Source organism: Mesorhizobium sp. M0618, from assembly GCF_040320765.1.
Classification (GTDB): domain Bacteria; phylum Pseudomonadota; class Alphaproteobacteria; order Rhizobiales; family Rhizobiaceae; genus Mesorhizobium.
In genome coordinates, this window is the sequence record NZ_JAMYQH010000002.1 from 212,794 (window position 1) to 228,172 (window position 15,379).

Sequence of the window (15,379 nt, forward strand, 5' to 3'; positions counted from 1 at the left end):
CGCTTCGCCCGAAAGCGCCATGGCTCTCATGGCCCGTGCGGGCCAGGGTGCCTGACTGAGAACGCCGCCGCCGCCGCCCGCGACGGCAGGTCCAGCTTGAGCAGTATGTTGGCGACATGGCGCTTGACCGTATGTTCGCTCAGCCTCAATTCGGCGGCGATCGCGGCATTGCTCTTGCCATCGGCGACGAGGCTCACCACCTGGCTTTCGCGCGCCGTTAATGCGGCCGGCTCGGCAGCCTTGGGTTTGGGCCGGCCGGCGGGTTCCAGATGTTGTTCGGACGTCGCATGGACCAGCGCCAGCGGCTCCTCCAACTCGTCGACGCTGACGCGCCCGGCGTCGGTGAAATGCAGGCCCGACCCAGCCGCCAGGTCGGCGATCAGACGCGACGCGATAATGTCGCCGCGGCCGGCATGGGCGGCCAGTTGCATCGCCACCCGCGCCGTCATCCCAACGGGCGGACCGCGCACTTCGATCTCGCCGACATGCGCCCCTTGCGCGCTTGCCACGCCGATTTCCTGCGCCGCCTCGCGCAGCGCCGCCGCGCAGCGTATGGCGCGTGCCGGGCCGTCGAAGCGCGAAATCATCAACTCGCCATGCAGGCCCGCCGAACGCCCGCCATGGCGCCCGACCAGCAGCCGCCAGGTTTCCTGGAAGCGCTGGCTGCGTTCGCTCCACATGCGGTCGCCGAGTCGAGCCGTGTCGTAGATACGTGTCACCAGAAGTGCCGCCAGCACGCGGTCCACTTCGCCCACGGCGCGCTCGCCGGTCAGGAATTCCTCTATCAGGTCGGCCACCCCTTCGACATCGCCGGTCCAGATCGGATGGTCGCGTCCGGGAATCTCGACGAGCCGGGCACCGGGGATCTTCTGTGCAAGGAAGCGGCTGGCATCGGGGTCGACCCGCGCATCGTTGCGGCGATGTATCACAAGCGTCGGCGCGCTGATCACGCTCAGGATATGGCGGATGTCGACGTCGGCGTTCATGCGCGCCAGCGCCGCCGCCGAAGTCGGGCTCGCCGATAATCGTTCGAAACGTGCCCACCACTGAGCGAAATGCGCGTCGTCGACCCGGCTCGGCGCGAAATGGGGCAGCGTGGCGCCGGTGCCCCAGGCTGTCTCCGCCATCTCGATGAAAGCGTCGAGGCGTTCGCGCGACATCACCCATTTGCGGAAATGCGCATAGCCGCCATAGAGCGCCAGAGCTCGCGTCCGCTCCGGATAGGTGGCGGCGAACAGCATCGCCATCGGCGCGCCTTCGGAGGAGCCGAGCAGCGCTGCACGGCCGCTGCCGGCGGCGTCCATAACCGCGCGCACATCGTCCATCCGCGTTTCGAGACTGGGCAGGTTATGCGCGTCGACGCGGTCGGAAAGACCGGTGCCGCGCTTGTCGAACAGGATCAGCCGCGAGAATGCCGAAAGCCGCTTCAAGAGCCTGGTATAGCCCTCGTCTTCCCAGTGCAGGTCGAGGTTGGAAATGAAACCCGGCACGAAGACGAGATCGAACGATCCCTGCCCGACCACCTGATAGGCGATCCGCACATCGCCGCTACGGGCGTATCGCGTCTCGATCGGCCTCACGAGATTTCCACCCCGGCCTGACGATTTCTGGTCGTCAAACCATAGCAGAACAGCGCAGATTGCGGCAGCTAAACTTTAGCGATGGAGAATATAAGCCGGCGCGGCTTGGCGACTATTCCTGCGAGGCGGCGACATCGGCAGGGGAGGGCTCGAGTCCGAGTTTGAGGTCGGCCGCAGCCGGCGTGATCGGCCGCCTGATCCTGGCGGAGGCGGCCACCACCAACTCGTTGAAGTTCCCGGTGCCGTCGTCCAGCATTTCGAAGAACTGCCGCCGCATCCTCGGCTCCCAGAACTTGTTGATGTGCTCGGCGACGCCGGCAATGCCTTCCTCGCGCGGCTTGGAATGGAAGAAATCGGCGATCTGGTTTGCCATGCGCACCAGCTTCTCGGCGGTGCTCATAATGTGTTCTTCGTCATGCGACATGCTTGGCAACTCCGCAAACCACCCGGTCGGGGTGGGTGAAAATATCAAAATCGTCGCCGCGAACCAGCGCCACCAGCGTCATGCCGGCCTCTTGCGCCGTGCGGATGGCAAGTGCGGTCGGCGCCGAGACGGCGATGATGAAGGCCGAGCCGATAGAAGCCGTCTTCTGCACCATTTCAACCGAAACCCTGGATGTCACCACGACAGCACCGGATGCGCCGTCGATGCGGGCTTTGGCCAGCGCGCCGGCCAGCTTGTCGAGCGCATTGTGACGGCCGACATCTTCGCGCGCCATGACGATGCCCTTGCCAGGTACATAGAAGCCGGCGGCGTGCACGGCTCCGGTCTCGGTGTGCAGCGGCTGCACTTTCGACAGAAGCTTGACCGAACGGACAATGTCGTCGGCATCAAGCGTAAGCTTTGAAGCACCAACCGCATCGAGCGAGCGCATTGCTTCCTCGATCGATTCGATGCCGCAGAGCCCGCAGCCGACCGGGCCGGCGAGCCTTCGCCGCCGCGCTTCAAAACGAGTGTTGGCTCGGTCCTTCAGCCGGATCTGGATGTCGATGCCGGCGCCATGGTCCTCGACCTCGATCGCTTCGATCTCATCCGGTAACGAGATGATGCCTTCGGTCAGCGAGAAGCCGAGCGCGAAATCCTCGAAGTCGGCCGGGCTCGCCATCATCACGGCGTGGGTGGTGCCGGCAAAGGAGAACGCCACCGGCGTCTCTTCCGGCACCATGCGGTCGGCAGCAGCCGTGCCGCTGGCGCGATGCGCCAAGCGGGAAATTTGGCTGAGAGGCTGGCGGGTACGCATCAGGTTCGCTTCATCCAAACAGGCGCCAATTCGGGAACATCATGGGCAATGGCTTCAAACGCCTCGTAGTGTCCGTTGCCCATTATCTTGCCGACGATGCTCCGAAGCTTTTCGAAATCCTCTTTGGCAGCATGTCCCTGAATATCACTTAGGAAGCGATCCAGATCGGCGCCTTGCTTCTCACAAAGGCGAAGGAGCATTTCGTAGGCTTCCTTTCGAGTCACCTTTGTTCCTCCGTCATTGCAACGTCGCCTTCATTTTATCGAAAGCGAGGTTCCCAAAAGCTATTCCGCCGCTTCCAGCTTCGCGATGCGCCGGCTCTGCTTGGCCTGCTCGTCATAGTCGCGCTGCCATTCCGACGGTCCGTTGGAGGCGCCGACCTGCACCGCCGTCACCTTGTATTCCGGACAGTTCGTCGCCCAGTCCGAGAAGTCGGTGGTGATGACGTTGGCCTGCGTGTCCGGATGGTGGAACGTCGTGTAGACCACACCGGGCGACACCCGGTCGGTGATCAGCGCGCGCAGCGTCGTTTCGCCCGAGCGGCTCGTCAGCCGGACCCAGTCGCCGTCGCGCAAGCCGCGGTTCTCGGCATCGTGCGGGTGGATCTCTAGCCGGTCCTCCGAGTGCCACATGCTGTTGTCGGTGCGCCTGGTCTGCGCGCCGACATTGTACTGGCTGAGGATGCGGCCGGTGGTGAGCAGCAGCGGGAAGCGTGGCCCGGTCCGTTCGTCCGTCGCCACATATTCGGTGCGGATGAACTTGCCCTTGCCGCGCACGAACCCGTCGATATGCATGATCGGGGTGCCGAGCGGCGCCTTCTCGTTGCAGGGCCATTGCACGGATCCGACGCGGTCGAGCAACTCGAAGGAGACGCCGGCAAAGCTCGGCGTCGTCATCGCGATCTCGTCCATGATCTGCGAGGGATGCTCATAGTTCCAGTCCAGCCCGATGGCGCGGGCAAGCTCCTGCGTCGCCTCCCAATCGGCGTAGCGCGCCTTCGGCTCAAGAACCTTGCGCACCATGTTGATGCGGCGCTCGGCGTTGGTGAAGGTGCCGTCTTTCTCCAGGAAGGTCGAGCCCGGCAGGAAGACATGCGCATAGTTCGCGGTCTCGTTGAGGAACAGGTCGTGCACGACGACGCATTCCATCGCGGCAAGGCCGGCGGCGACATGCTTGGTGTCGGGATCGGACTGAAGAATGTCCTCGCCCTGGATGTAGATGCCCTTGAAGCTGCCGTCGACGGCGGCGTCCAGCATGTTGGGGATGCGCAGGCCGGGTTCGTCGTCCAGCTTCACGCCCCACAAGGTCTCATAGATATCGCGCACGGCTTCGCCGGAGATGTGGCGGTATCCCGGCAGTTCGTGCGGGAAGGAGCCCATGTCGCACGAGCCCTGCACATTGTTCTGGCCGCGCAGCGGATTCACGCCGACGCCGGGCCGGCCGATATTGCCGGTGGCCATGGCGAGATTGGCGATTGCCATCACAGTGGTCGAACCCTGGCTGTGTTCCGTCACGCCGAGGCCGTAATAGATCGCACCGTTGCCACCGGTGGCGTAGAGGCGGGCGGCCCCCCGGATCAGCTCGGGATCGACGCCGGACAATTTGCCGACGGTTTCGGGGCTGTTTTCCGGCAAGGCGACGAACGATGCCCAATCCTGGAACTCCGTCCAGTCGCAGCGTTCGCGGATGAAGGCTTCGTCGAACAGGCCCTCGGTGACGATCACATGCGCCAGCGCCGTCAGCACAGCCACATTGGTGCCGGGCTTCAGCGGCAGGTGGTAATCCGCTTCGATATGGGCCGACTTGACCATCTCGGTGCGGCGCGGATCGAGCACGATCAGCTTGGCGCCCTGGCGCAGCCGCTTCTTCAGCCGCGAGGCGAACACCGGGTGGGCGGAAGCCGGATTGGCGCCGATGATGACGGCGACGTCGGTGAAGTCGACGGAATCGAAATCCTGCGTGCCGGCCGAGGTGCCATAGGTCTGGCCGAGCCCGTAGCCCGTCGGCGAATGGCAGACGCGTGCGCAGGTGTCGACATTGTTGTTGCGGAAACCTTGCCGCACCATCTTCTGGACTAGGTAAGTTTCCTCATTGGTGCAGCGCGACGAGGTTATGCCGCCGATCGAGGTGCGTCCATACTGGTACTGGATGCGGCGGAATTCCTTGGCCGTATGGGCGATCGCCTCTTCCCAGCTCACCTCGCGCCACGGGTCGGTGACCTTTTCCCGGATCATCGGCGACAGGATGCGGTCCTTGTGGGTGGCATAGCCATAGGCGAAACGGCCCTTGACGCAGGAATGGCCGTGGTTCGCCTTGCCCTCCTTATAGGGCATCATGCGAACGACTTCGTCACCCTTCACCTCGGCCTTGAATGAGCAGCCGACGCCGCAATAGGCACAGGTGGTGACGGCGGAGCGCTCCGGCAGGCCCTTGGCAAGCACCGTCTTCTCACGCAGCGCATCGGTTGGACAGGCCTGGACGCAGGCGCCGCAGGACACGCATTCCGAATCGATGAACGCCTCGTGCATCCCCGCCGAAACCCGGGATTCGAAGCCTCGTCCCTCGATGGTCAGCGCGAAGGTGCCCTGCACCTCTTCGCAGGCCCGCACGCAGCGCGAGCAGACGATGCATTGCGAGGCATCATAGGTGAAATAGGGGTTGGACTCGTCGCGGGCGATGTAGTCGACCGCCAGCGAGCCATGGCCGGGCGCCACGCCACCTTCCGGCTTGACGTGGTTGCGACCTTCGATGCCGTAGCGGTTCTCGATCAGGCCGATCGACTTCGCCACTGCATCGAACTCGCTGGCGCCGGTTCCGGCCTGTTCGTTCCAGCCGGTCGGATGGTCGGAGACGTAGAGTTCCATGACGCCGCGGCGAATGGCGTCGAGTCGCTCGGTCTGCGTGCGCACGATCATGCCTTCGCCGACGGGCGTCGTGCAGGAAGCCGGCGTGCCGCCACGTCCTTCGATCTCGACAAGGCAGACACGGCACGACCCGAAGGAGTCCAGCATGTCGGTGGCGCAAAGCTTCGGGATCTCGACCCCGCCCTCCATGGCCGCACGCATGATCGAGGTGCCTTCCGGCACGGTGATGCTGCGCCCGTCGACGTTCAGCGTGACCTGCTTCTGCGCCTTCGATTGGGGGGTTCCGTAGTCGATCTCTTCGACGAGGGAGGGGAAGTCGGCCTTGATGTTCATCTGCCAGCTCCTATTCGGCAGCCACGCGCACGGGCGCTGGCTTGAAGTCGTCGGGGAAATGGGTGATCGAGCTCATCACGGGATAGGGCGTGAAGCCGCCCAGCGCGCAGAGCGAACCAAACTTCATCGTGTTGCAGAGATCGGTGACCAGAGCGAGGTTCTTCTCCGGCTCAATGCCCGCAACTATTCTGTCGATGGTCTCAACCCCGCGCGTCGAGCCGATGCGGCAGGGCGTGCATTTGCCACAGCTTTCGATGGCGCAGAACTCCATGGCGAAGCGCGCCTGTTTCAGCATGTCGGCGGTGTCGTCGAACACCACGACGCCGGCATGGCCGATCAGCCCGTCCTTGGCCGCGAAGGCTTCATAATCGAATGGCGTGTCGAACAGCGCGCGCGGGAAATAGGCGCCGAGCGGCCCGCCGACCTGCACGGCCTTGACCGGGCGCCCCGTGGCAGTGCCGCCGCCGATCTCGTCGACGATCTCGCCCAGCGTCATGCCGAAAGCGGCTTCGAACAGACCGGCATATTTGACGTTGCCGGCGATCTGGATCGGGATCGTGCCGCGCGAGCGGCCCATGCCGAAATCCTTGTAGTAGGCCGCACCCTTGTCCATGATGACAGGCACCGAGGCCAGCGAGATGACGTTGTTGATCACCGTCGGCTTGCCGAACAGCCCCTTATGCGCCGGCAGTGGCGGCTTTGCCCGAACCATGCCGCGTTTGCCCTCGAGCGAATCGAGCAGCGCCGTCTCCTCGCCGCAGACATAGGCGCCGGCGCCGACCCGGATCTCCATGTCGAAAGCGTAGGGTGAGCCCAGCACGCTGGCGCCAAGAACGCCAGCCTTGCGGGCGATCTCGACGGCCTTGTTCATCACCGCCACCGCATGCGGATATTCCGAGCGGACATAGACGAAGCCCTTCGTCGCGCCCGTGGCTATACCGGCGATCGTCATGCCTTCGATCAGCACGAAGGGATCGCCCTCCATGATCATGCGATCGGCGAAGGTACCCGAATCGCCTTCGTCGGCGTTGCAGACGATGTATTTGCGGTCGCCTGCGGTATCGAGCACCGTTTTCCACTTGATGCCGGTCGGGAAGCCTGCGCCGCCGCGCCCGCGCAGGCCCGACTCGGTAACCTGGGCGACGGTGGCGGCAGACGTCAGCGCCAGCGCGTTCGTCAGTCCGTTCAACCCGCCATGCTTCTTGTAGGATTCGAGCGAAAGCGGATCCGTGACGCCGCAGCGCGCGAAGGTCAGCCGCGTCTGCTTGGCCAGGAAGGGGATCTTGTCCGGCGTGCCCAGCCAGCGCTTGTGGTGGCCGCCGGTGAGGAAGCCGCTGTCGAACAGGCTTTTGACGTCGGACGGCTTGACCGGCCCGTAGGCGATGCGGCCATTGGCTGTCGCGACTTCGACCATAGGCTCGAGGAAATAGGCGCCGCGCGACCCGTTGCGCACGATCTTGGCTTCGATGCCGCGCTCGGCGAGTTCGCCGGCGATCGCCTTGGCGACCTTTTCGGCGCCAAGCGCCAGCGCACCGGAATCGCCGGGAATGTAGATACGCGGGATCATGAGCGCACCTCTGCAACGATCTCGTCGAGCTTCTCGTCATCGAGCCGCCCGATCACCTCGCCATCCAGCATTGCGGCGGGCGAACAGGCGCACAGGCCGAGACAATAGACCGGCTCCAGCGTCACCGAACCGTCGCGGGTCGTCTCATGGAAGCCGATGCCCAGCAATTGCTTCAGCTTGGCGGCGATGGCGTCCGAACCCATCGACTGGCAGGATTCCGCCTGGCAGAGCTTCAGCACATGCCTGCCTGCCGGGTGGCTGCGGTAATCATGATAAAAGCTGACGACGCCGTGCACCTCGGCCCTGGAAATGTTCAGCGCCTCGGCGATGACCGGCAGCGCATCCTTGGGCACATGGCCGAACTCTTCCTGGATGCCGTGAAGGATCGGCAGCAATGGGCCTTCGAGGCCCTTCATCTCCTGGATGATCGCGGCCGTGCGCGACGTAATCTCGGTACTTGCAGGCTGCATTGTCATGCAGCGCCCTCCCTATCGTAGCGACCCATACTATCGGCCAAGAGCATCAAGCTGTTTTGGAACAACGACATGCGCGTGCCGCTTTATCGCTAAGTGCTTAAGAAACCAGAGAAAACCTCTGAAATCAATAAAGCGGTTTCGTTGTACGATAGAAATTTTCTATCGTTCCGTTTGGCTAACTCTGTCTAGCGGAACGGTTGGCGTGGAAATCGTCCGCCAGCGCCATTGCCTCGTCCAGCAGCGCCGAGACCAAAGGTGTGTGCGGTTCGCGCGGTGTCGCCACCAGGCCAACCGTGTGGCTGGCATCTGGCTCGATGATCGGAATGGCCCGGATCGGCTCGGCAAAGCCGAATGTTTCCGCAAGGTTGAGCGGCATGATCGACGACCATTTGCCGGTGCGGATGTGCGAAAACAGCACGATCATCGAATTGGATTCCAGCGTCGGTCGCACCTGCACGCCGGCTTCGGCCAGATGCTGATCGATGATGCGGCGGTTCTGCATGTCCGGCGTCAACAGACACAGCGGCAGGCTTGAGAGCTCCGCCCATGTCACTTTGTCGCGGTCGGAATAGGGATTCCCCATCGCGGTGATCAGTTGGTAGCGCTCGTCATAGAGCGGCACGCTGGTCACCCGCCCCAGCGGCTCGTTGTCGAGATAGGTGATCCCGGCATCGATGTCGAAATTGCCGAGCAGCGACAGCACCTCGATCGAGGTCCGCGACAGCACCGAAAAGGTGACGCCGGGATGCTTTTCGCGAAACGGCGTCGTCAGCCGCGGCAGCATGGCGAGCGCCGTCGGGATGGCGGCGATGCGGATACGGCCGGAAAGTCCGTGGCGCGCCGCGCGCATTTCCTCGCGCATGGTTCTGGTGTCGCCGACGATGCGGCGTGCCCACACCAGCACCTGTTTTCCCTCCGGCGTCAGCCCCTGGAAGCGTGAGCCGCGCAGAACCAGCATGACGCCAAGCTGGCCTTCCAACTGCTTGATGCCGGCCGAGAGCGTCGGTTGGGTGACGCCGCATACCTCCGCCGCCCGGCCGAAATGCTCCTCCCTGGCGAGCGCGATGAAGAATTCCAGCTTGTCGATCATGCGATCTTTCCGGTCGTTCGCTGCAAGGTCGGGGAAATTGTGCTCTACCGCAAGCACCACGCACAATTGCCCGGCATCCACACCTTTAAGCCGGCTAGCTGTTTCCCGCGGCGCGATGCGGCGCTATGTGGATGAAACTGGGAGATCGACCATGCTGGGCTGGTTCCGCAAGCTTTTGCCGCGCGAAGATCGCTTCTTCGACCTGTTCGAACGACATTCCCGCACCGTGGTCGGCGGCGCCGAGGCGCTGGAGCAGCTTCTCCAGGGCAGGGATATCGACCTATGGTGCCAGAAAATCATCGATCTCGAAGATGAGGCCGACCACATCACCGCGGAAGTCCTGCTGGCGGTGCGGCGCTCCTTCATCACGCCTTTCGATCGCGGCGACATCAAGGACCTGATCCAGTCGATGGATGATGCCATCGACATGATGCACAAGACGGTCAAGACGGTGAAGCTGTTCGAGCGCAAGGAGTTCGATCCGCTGATGCAGGAAATGGGTGGCGTCATCGTCGCCGCCGCCAAGCTGGTGGCCGAGGCGATCCCGCTGCTCAGCAAGGTCGCGACGCATACTGTGCGCCTCAACGCCATCGCCGAAGAGGTAATGCGCGTCGAAAGCCGGGCCGACGACCTGCATGAGCAAGGGCTGAAGGATCTCTTCAGGAAGCACGGCAGCAGCGATCCGATGGCCTATATGATCGGCTCAGAGATTTATGGCCAGCTGGAAAAGGTGGTCGACCGCTTCGAGGACGTCGCCAACGAGATCAGCGGCATCGTCATTGAGAATGTCTAGGTGATGGAAGCCACCATTGCCTTTCCCGTGCTGGCCGGCCTCGTCGCCGTCGCACTGTTCTTCGACTTTCTCAACGGCCTGCACGATGCCGCCAATTCCATCGCCACCATCGTTTCCACCCGCGTGCTGCGGCCGCAATATGCGGTGCTGTGGGCGGCATTCTTCAATTTCATCGCCTTCATGTTCTTCGGCCTCCACGTTGCCGAGACCGTGGGCAAGGGTATCATCGACGTCAGCATCGTCACCCCGGCGGTGATCTTTGCAGCGCTCGTCGGCGCCATCGTCTGGAACATCGTCACCTGGATCGCCGGCATCCCGTCGAGCAGCTCGCACGCGCTGATTGGCGGTCTGGTCGGCGCCGGTGTGGCAAAGGCAGGCGTGGGCGCCATCGTCTGGACAGGGCTTGGCAAGACGGTTGCGGCAATCGTCTTGTCGCCAGCGACCGGCTTTATCCTGGCTCTTGTCCTGATCCTTGCCGTTTCCTGGCTCTTCGTGCGCCAGACACCGTTTGCGGTCGACAGCACCTTCCGCGTCATGCAGTTCTTTTCCGCCTCGCTCTATTCCCTCGGGCACGGCGGCAATGACGCCCAGAAGACCATGGGCATCATTGCCGTGCTGCTCTATTCGCAAGGCATGCTCGGCGCGACTTTCTATGTGCCGCTGTGGGTCGTGCTCACCTGTCAGACGGCGCTGGCGCTCGGTACGTTGTTCGGCGGCTGGCGCATCGTCCACACCATGGGCTCGAAGATCACCCGGCTGAACCCGATGCAGGGTTTTTGCGCCGAGACCGGTGGGGCGATCACGCTGTTTGCCGCGACCTGGCTCGGCGTTCCCGTATCGACCACGCACACGATCACCGGCGCCATCATCGGCGTCGGCGCCGCCCGCCGCGTCTCGGCCGTGCGCTGGGGCATTGCCGGCAATATCGTCATTGCCTGGATCGTCACCCTGCCGGCCACCGCTTTGATTTCGGCGCTCACCTACCTCGCGGTTGGCCTGGCGAGGTGAGGTGAGGAAATCTACCTGTCCACAAGGTTCAGGATGTTGCCGTCTGGATCCTTGAACCAGGCGACCTTCATTCCGTAACCGACGTGGATATCGCCCTCCAGTGTCAGGCCCGGCATCTGATAGTGCTCGAAGGCGACGCCCTTCGACTTCAGCGCCTTGACGATATCGCCGATCCCGTCGCCAACCATCCAGGTCACCGCTGTCGCCTTATTGGTTCCGGCAAATTGGGAATGATAGACGTTGAGGGTGGTATCGCCACTTTTGTAGACGATCAGTTCGCCGCCCTCATCGTGCACCTGTTGCAGGCCAAGCGTTCCCTCGTAGAAAGCCTTGGCCTTTGCCAGGTCGCTTACCGCCAGATTTGCCGTTGCGTTGCTGTTTGCGAGCATGATGGTCTCCTTTCCTGGTTGTCGGCCCGTGCTGGTCACCGAAATAGGTCGCCGCGATCGTTTGACGACTGTCGCTTGACCTGATTGTTGGCCGCATCGGCGCTCGATTATCTGGAAGACGTTTGGCGCGGATGAAATCCGACAGGACCCGCCGCTTTTTCAGGCACGCCAAGACAGCCATTGCTCCACGGCTTGGTTCTGTCCGGAAACTGCATTATCTCAGGTGCAAGCTGCATCTCAGGCGCAAGCTGCGTAAGGAAAAACTGCCATGTCCGTCACCAAGGAAATCGTCACCGAGCGTCTGAAGACGGTCAACGGGCCGGATTTCACCGGCAACATCGTCGACCTCGGCATGGTTTCGGAAATTTTCATCGCCGACGGGAAGGTCTTCTTCTCGATTACCGTTCCCGCCGCCCGCGCCCAGGAGATGGAGCCGCTGCGCGCTGCCGCCGAGCGTGTCGTCAAGGCGATCCCCGGTGTCGCCGGCGCCGTCGTCGCGCTGACGGCCGAAAAGAAGGGCGGCGGCATGGAGGCGCCGGTTCCCTCGCGCCCCGCACCCAGGCCCGCGCCGCCGGCTCAGCCCGCTGCCGCCGCGGCGCGCGCGACTCCGCACGCACCGGCCTCGCACAGCTCGGGCAAGCGTGGCGTGCCCGGTATCGAGGCGATCATTGCCGTTGCCTCCGGCAAGGGCGGCGTCGGCAAGTCGACCACCGCCGTCAACATCGCGCTCGGCCTCGCCGCCAACGGCTTGCGCGTCGGCGTGCTGGATGCCGACATCTACGGACCGTCCATGCCCAGGCTGCTCAACATCCACGGACGGCCGCAGACCGTCGACGGCAAGATCCTGAAACCGATGGAGAATTACGGCCTGAAGGTGATGTCGATGGGCTTCCTCGTCGACGAGGAAACGCCGATGATCTGGCGCGGCCCGATGGTGATGTCGGCGCTGACGCAGATGCTGCGCGAGGTCGAATGGGGCCGTCTCGACGTGCTCGTCGTCGACATGCCGCCCGGTACCGGCGACGCGCAACTGACCATGGCCCAGCAGGTGCCGCTGGCTGGTGCTGTCATCGTCTCGACGCCACAGGATCTGGCCCTGATCGACGCGCGAAAAGGCCTCAACATGTTCAAGAAGGTCGACGTCCCGTTGCTCGGCATCGTCGAGAACATGAGCTATTTCATCGCCCCGGACACCGGCAAGCGCTACGACATCTTTGGCCATGGCGGCGCGCGCCGCGAGGCCGAGCGCCTCGGCGTCACCTTCCTTGGCGAAGTGCCGCTCGAGATGGGCATCCGCGAAAGTTCGGATGCCGGCACGCCGGTTGTCGTCTCGAAGCCTGACGGCGCCGAGGCGAAAATCTATCGCGACATCGCTTCGAAGGTCTGGGACCGGGTCAATGAAGAGCGTGGCGCGGCGGCAGCGGCGGTGCCGAGTATTGTGTTCGAGTGACGCCCGCTTGAGGGCTCAGCCGCCGACCTTTTCGCCGAGCGACGAAAAAAACTGTCCGGCCAGTTTCTTCGAGGTCGATTCGATCAGCCGGCTGCCGAGTTGGGCGATCTTGCCGCCGACATCGGCCTTGGCCGCGTAGTTCAATATCGTGGCGTCAGGTCCATCTGCCGTCAGCGTCACGTCGGCACCACCCTTGGCGAAGCCGGCAATGCCGCCCTTGCCTTCGCCCTGGATGGTGTAGGAGTGCGGCGGCTTCAGGTTCTTCAGCGTCACTTCGCCGTTGAATGTCGCCTTGATCGGTCCGATCTTCACCACCACGGTTGCCGCCATCTCGGTCGGCGACTTCATCTCCAGGCTCTGGCAGCCGGGAATGGTCGCCTTCAAGACCTCGGGATCGTTCAGCGCTTCCCACACTTTTTGCAGCGGTGCGGCAATGCGCTCCTCGCCTTCGATCACCAAAGCCATGAAAACCTCCCGGACAAGACTGTCGGAACCCGTAACGCACGGCTTGGTGCGTGTCTATCGCACCAAAGTCCGGTTGCGACCGCACGCCCTCTTGCCTGCTCCCGCGCGTTGCCATATCGATTTGTCTTACAAATACGGAGACCATGATGGCAGGCGCCCCCACCCACAAGAAAAAATTTCGCTCGCAGGAGTGGTTCGACAATCCCGACAATCCGGGCATGACGGCGCTCTATCTCGAGCGCTATCTCAATTACGGCCTGACGCGCGCCGAACTGATGTCCGGCAAGCCGCTGATCGGCATCGCACAGACCGGCTCGGATCTGTCGCCTTGCAACCGTCACCATATCGAACTCGCTAAGCGTGTGCGCGAAGGCATCGTCTCGATGGGCGGCATTCCTTTCGAATTCCCCTGCCATCCGATCCAGGAGACCGGCAAGCGCCCGACCGCGGCACTTGACCGCAACCTTGCCTATCTCAGCCTTGTCGAAGTGCTCTACGGCTATCCGCTCGATGGCGTCGTGCTCACCATCGGTTGCGACAAGACGACGCCGGCGCTGCTGATGGCGGCGGCCACCGTCAACATCCCGGCGATCGCGCTGTCGGTCGGGCCGATGCTCAATGGCTGGCACAAGGGCAAGCGCACCGGCTCCGGCACCATCGTCTGGGAATCGCGCCAGCGCCTGTCGGCCGGCGAGATCGATTATGACGAGTTCATGGACATCGTCGCCTCGTCGGCGCCGTCCACCGGTTATTGCAACACCATGGGCACCGCCACCACGATGAACTCGCTGGCCGAAGCGCTTGGCATGCAGTTGCCGGGCTCGGCCGCGATTCCCGCGCCCTACCGCGAGCGCGGCCAGATTTCCTATGAGACCGGAAAGCGCATCGTCGAGATGGTGCATGAGGATCTGAAGCCGTCCGACATCATGACGAGAGAGGCTTTCGAGAATGCCATCGTCGTCAATTCGGCCATTGGCGGCTCGACCAACGCGCCGATCCATCTCAACGCCATCGCGCGCCACCTCGGAGTCAAGCTCGACAATGACGACTGGCAGACGGTCGGCCTCAATGTGCCGCTACTGGTCAATTTGCAGCCGACGGGCGAATACCTTGGCGAGGACTACCACCATGCCGGCGGCGTGCCGGCGGTCATCGCCGAACTGATGAAGGGCGGGCTGTTGCCGCATCCCGGCGCGCGCACCGTCAACGGCAAGTCGATCGGTGAGAATAGCGAGGGCGTCGCCAACGAAAATCCCGACGTCATCCGCTCTGTCGCCAAGCCGCTGAAGGCCAATGCCGGCTTCATCAATCTTCGGGGCAATCTGTTCGATTCGGCGATCATGAAGACCAGCGGCATCTCGCCGGAATTCCGCGAACGCTATCTCTCCAACCCCAAGGATCCCGAGGCTTTCGAAGGCAACGCCATGGTTTTCGATGGGCCGGAGGATTACCACGCCCGCATCGACGACCCGGCGCAAGGCATCGACGAACACACCATCCTGTTCATGCGCGGCGCTGGCCCGGTCGGCTATCCAGGCGGTGCCGAAGTCGTCAACATGCAGCCGCCGGCCTATCTCATCAAGAAGGGCATCCACGCGCTCGCTTGCATCGGGGACGGCCGCCAGTCGGGTACGTCGGGTTCGCCATCGATCCTCAACGCCTCGCCGGAAGCGGCGATCGGCGGCGGACTGGCGCTGCTCAAGACGGGCGACAGGGTCCGCATCGACTTGCGCAAGGGCACGGCCGACATCCTCGTTACCGACGACGAGATCACCCGGCGCCGCGCCGAACTGCAGAACAATGGTGGCTTCCACTATCCCAAGCACCAGACACCCTGGCAGGAGATCCAGCGCGGCATGGTCGCGCAGTTCTCGGAGGGAATGGTGCTGAAGCCGGCGGTGAAGTATCAGGACGTCGCGCACACCAGCGGCGTTCCCAGAGACAATCACTGATTGCTCCGGGGACAATCATTGATTCTGGATCGACGGATGGCGGCTTGATCAAATCAAGCCGCCGTCGGTTTTCCGGTCAGCGTGTTGCCGGGTAGGTCGAGAACGGTCACCGTCCTTGACAAGCGCGCCCAACAAATCCACCATCATGACAAGGGGTGCATCGCGACGACC

The 15,379-nt window shown here is 63.3% G+C and carries 14 protein-coding genes; 4 read left to right on the top strand and 10 right to left on the bottom strand.

Features of this window, described 5'->3' with window-relative positions; translation table 11 throughout:
• Nucleotides 1–26: 26 nt before the first annotated feature.
• The 8 genes from NKJ04_RS03135 to NKJ04_RS03170 all read right to left on the bottom strand — a co-directional run bounded on the left by NKJ04_RS03135 (nucleotide 27) and on the right by NKJ04_RS03170 (nucleotide 9,151).
• Nucleotides 27–1,580: an alpha/beta fold hydrolase gene (locus tag NKJ04_RS03135; protein WP_352673478.1), complete on the bottom strand. Its 1,554-nt coding sequence runs from the start codon at nucleotides 1,578–1,580 to the stop codon at nucleotides 27–29.
• A gap of 112 nt (nucleotides 1,581–1,692) precedes the next feature.
• Nucleotides 1,693–2,004: a formate dehydrogenase subunit delta gene (locus NKJ04_RS03140; protein WP_023811684.1), complete on the bottom strand. Its 312-nt coding sequence runs from the start codon at nucleotides 2,002–2,004 to the stop codon at nucleotides 1,693–1,695.
• Nucleotides 1,994–2,821: a formate dehydrogenase accessory sulfurtransferase FdhD gene (gene fdhD / locus NKJ04_RS03145; RefSeq protein WP_352673481.1), complete on the bottom strand. Its 828-nt coding sequence runs from the start codon at nucleotides 2,819–2,821 to the stop codon at nucleotides 1,994–1,996. Before fdhD ends, NKJ04_RS03140 begins: the two co-directional genes overlap by 11 nt.
• Nucleotides 2,821–3,021 carry a thioredoxin domain-containing protein gene (locus NKJ04_RS03150; RefSeq protein ID WP_155930580.1) on the bottom strand — a complete coding sequence of 67 codons (201 nt, stop codon included), beginning with the start codon at nucleotides 3,019–3,021 and terminating at the stop codon, nucleotides 2,821–2,823. Before NKJ04_RS03150 ends, fdhD begins: the two co-directional genes overlap by 1 nt.
• A gap of 84 nt (nucleotides 3,022–3,105) precedes the next feature.
• A complete protein-coding gene (gene fdhF / locus NKJ04_RS03155) occupies nucleotides 3,106–6,018 on the bottom strand; it encodes a formate dehydrogenase subunit alpha (protein WP_352673483.1) in 2,913 nt (970 codons plus the stop codon).
• A 10-nt stretch (nucleotides 6,019–6,028) separates the two neighbouring features.
• Nucleotides 6,029–7,585: a formate dehydrogenase beta subunit gene (locus tag NKJ04_RS03160; RefSeq protein WP_352673485.1), complete on the bottom strand. Its 1,557-nt coding sequence runs from the start codon at nucleotides 7,583–7,585 to the stop codon at nucleotides 6,029–6,031.
• On the bottom strand, nucleotides 7,582–8,061 hold the full coding sequence (locus NKJ04_RS03165; RefSeq protein WP_023811689.1) for a formate dehydrogenase subunit gamma: 480 nt from the start codon (nucleotides 8,059–8,061) through the stop codon (nucleotides 7,582–7,584). The genes NKJ04_RS03160 and NKJ04_RS03165 overlap by 4 nt, the downstream gene beginning before the upstream one ends.
• 175 nt (nucleotides 8,062–8,236) lie before the next feature.
• Nucleotides 8,237–9,151, bottom strand: coding sequence for a LysR family transcriptional regulator (locus NKJ04_RS03170; RefSeq protein WP_023811690.1), 915 nt, complete (start codon nucleotides 9,149–9,151; stop codon nucleotides 8,237–8,239).
• A 151-nt stretch (nucleotides 9,152–9,302) separates the two neighbouring features.
• Between NKJ04_RS03170 and NKJ04_RS03175 the strand changes: the two genes are divergently transcribed.
• Together NKJ04_RS03175 and NKJ04_RS03180 are read left to right on the top strand one after the other, a co-directional pair.
• Complete coding sequence (locus NKJ04_RS03175; RefSeq protein ID WP_023811691.1) at nucleotides 9,303–9,944, top strand: DUF47 domain-containing protein; 642 nt, start codon at nucleotides 9,303–9,305, stop codon at nucleotides 9,942–9,944.
• Nucleotides 9,945–9,947: 3 nt separating this feature from the next.
• Nucleotides 9,948–10,952: an inorganic phosphate transporter gene (locus NKJ04_RS03180; protein WP_023811692.1), complete on the top strand. Its 1,005-nt coding sequence runs from the start codon at nucleotides 9,948–9,950 to the stop codon at nucleotides 10,950–10,952.
• 11 nt (nucleotides 10,953–10,963) lie between these two features.
• Here NKJ04_RS03180 and NKJ04_RS03185 read toward each other — a convergent pair whose 3' ends face one another.
• Nucleotides 10,964–11,341 (bottom strand): VOC family protein, encoded by a 378-nt coding sequence (locus NKJ04_RS03185; RefSeq protein ID WP_023811693.1) that lies wholly within the window; start codon nucleotides 11,339–11,341, stop codon nucleotides 10,964–10,966.
• 268 nt (nucleotides 11,342–11,609) lie between these two features.
• On the opposite strand from NKJ04_RS03185, the gene NKJ04_RS03190 reads away from it, so the two are divergent.
• Nucleotides 11,610–12,791 (top strand): Mrp/NBP35 family ATP-binding protein, encoded by a 1,182-nt coding sequence (locus tag NKJ04_RS03190; RefSeq protein ID WP_128304844.1) that lies wholly within the window; start codon nucleotides 11,610–11,612, stop codon nucleotides 12,789–12,791.
• Nucleotides 12,792–12,806: 15 nt separating this feature from the next.
• Here the strand turns inward: NKJ04_RS03190 and NKJ04_RS03195 are convergent, their stop codons facing one another.
• A complete protein-coding gene (locus tag NKJ04_RS03195; protein ID WP_352673489.1) occupies nucleotides 12,807–13,256 on the bottom strand; it encodes an SRPBCC family protein in 450 nt (149 codons plus the stop codon).
• A gap of 146 nt (nucleotides 13,257–13,402) precedes the next feature.
• Here NKJ04_RS03195 and NKJ04_RS03200 point away from each other — a divergent pair, with 146 nt between their 5' ends.
• Nucleotides 13,403–15,208 (top strand): IlvD/Edd family dehydratase, encoded by a 1,806-nt coding sequence (locus tag NKJ04_RS03200; protein ID WP_023811496.1) that lies wholly within the window; start codon nucleotides 13,403–13,405, stop codon nucleotides 15,206–15,208.
• Nucleotides 15,209–15,379 lie beyond the last annotated feature (171 nt).

What these genes read in the sequence shown, in the direction of transcription:
- NKJ04_RS03140 (WP_023811684.1), bottom strand. Translation starts at nt 2,004, where the DNA reads ATGTCGCATGACGAAGAACACATTATGAGCACCGCCGAGAAGCTGGTG.
- fdhD (WP_352673481.1), bottom strand. Translation starts at nt 2,821, where the DNA reads ATGCGTACCCGCCAGCCTCTCAGCCAAATTTCCCGCTTGGCGCATCGC.
- NKJ04_RS03150 (WP_155930580.1), bottom strand. Translation starts at nt 3,021, where the DNA reads ATGCTCCTTCGCCTTTGTGAGAAGCAAGGCGCCGATCTGGATCGCTTC.
- fdhF (WP_352673483.1), bottom strand. Translation starts at nt 6,018, where the DNA reads ATGAACATCAAGGCCGACTTCCCCTCCCTCGTCGAAGAGATCGACTAC.
- NKJ04_RS03160 (WP_352673485.1), bottom strand. Translation starts at nt 7,585, where the DNA reads ATGATCCCGCGTATCTACATTCCCGGCGATTCCGGTGCGCTGGCGCTT.
- NKJ04_RS03165 (WP_023811689.1), bottom strand. Translation starts at nt 8,061, where the DNA reads ATGACAATGCAGCCTGCAAGTACCGAGATTACGTCGCGCACGGCCGCG.
- NKJ04_RS03170 (WP_023811690.1), bottom strand. Translation starts at nt 9,151, where the DNA reads ATGATCGACAAGCTGGAATTCTTCATCGCGCTCGCCAGGGAGGAGCAT.
- NKJ04_RS03175 (WP_023811691.1), top strand. Translation starts at nt 9,303, where the DNA reads ATGCTGGGCTGGTTCCGCAAGCTTTTGCCGCGCGAAGATCGCTTCTTC.
- NKJ04_RS03180 (WP_023811692.1), top strand. Translation starts at nt 9,948, where the DNA reads ATGGAAGCCACCATTGCCTTTCCCGTGCTGGCCGGCCTCGTCGCCGTC.
- NKJ04_RS03185 (WP_023811693.1), bottom strand. Translation starts at nt 11,341, where the DNA reads ATGCTCGCAAACAGCAACGCAACGGCAAATCTGGCGGTAAGCGACCTG.
- NKJ04_RS03190 (WP_128304844.1), top strand. Translation starts at nt 11,610, where the DNA reads ATGTCCGTCACCAAGGAAATCGTCACCGAGCGTCTGAAGACGGTCAAC.
- NKJ04_RS03195 (WP_352673489.1), bottom strand. Translation starts at nt 13,256, where the DNA reads ATGGCTTTGGTGATCGAAGGCGAGGAGCGCATTGCCGCACCGCTGCAA.
- NKJ04_RS03200 (WP_023811496.1), top strand. Translation starts at nt 13,403, where the DNA reads ATGGCAGGCGCCCCCACCCACAAGAAAAAATTTCGCTCGCAGGAGTGG.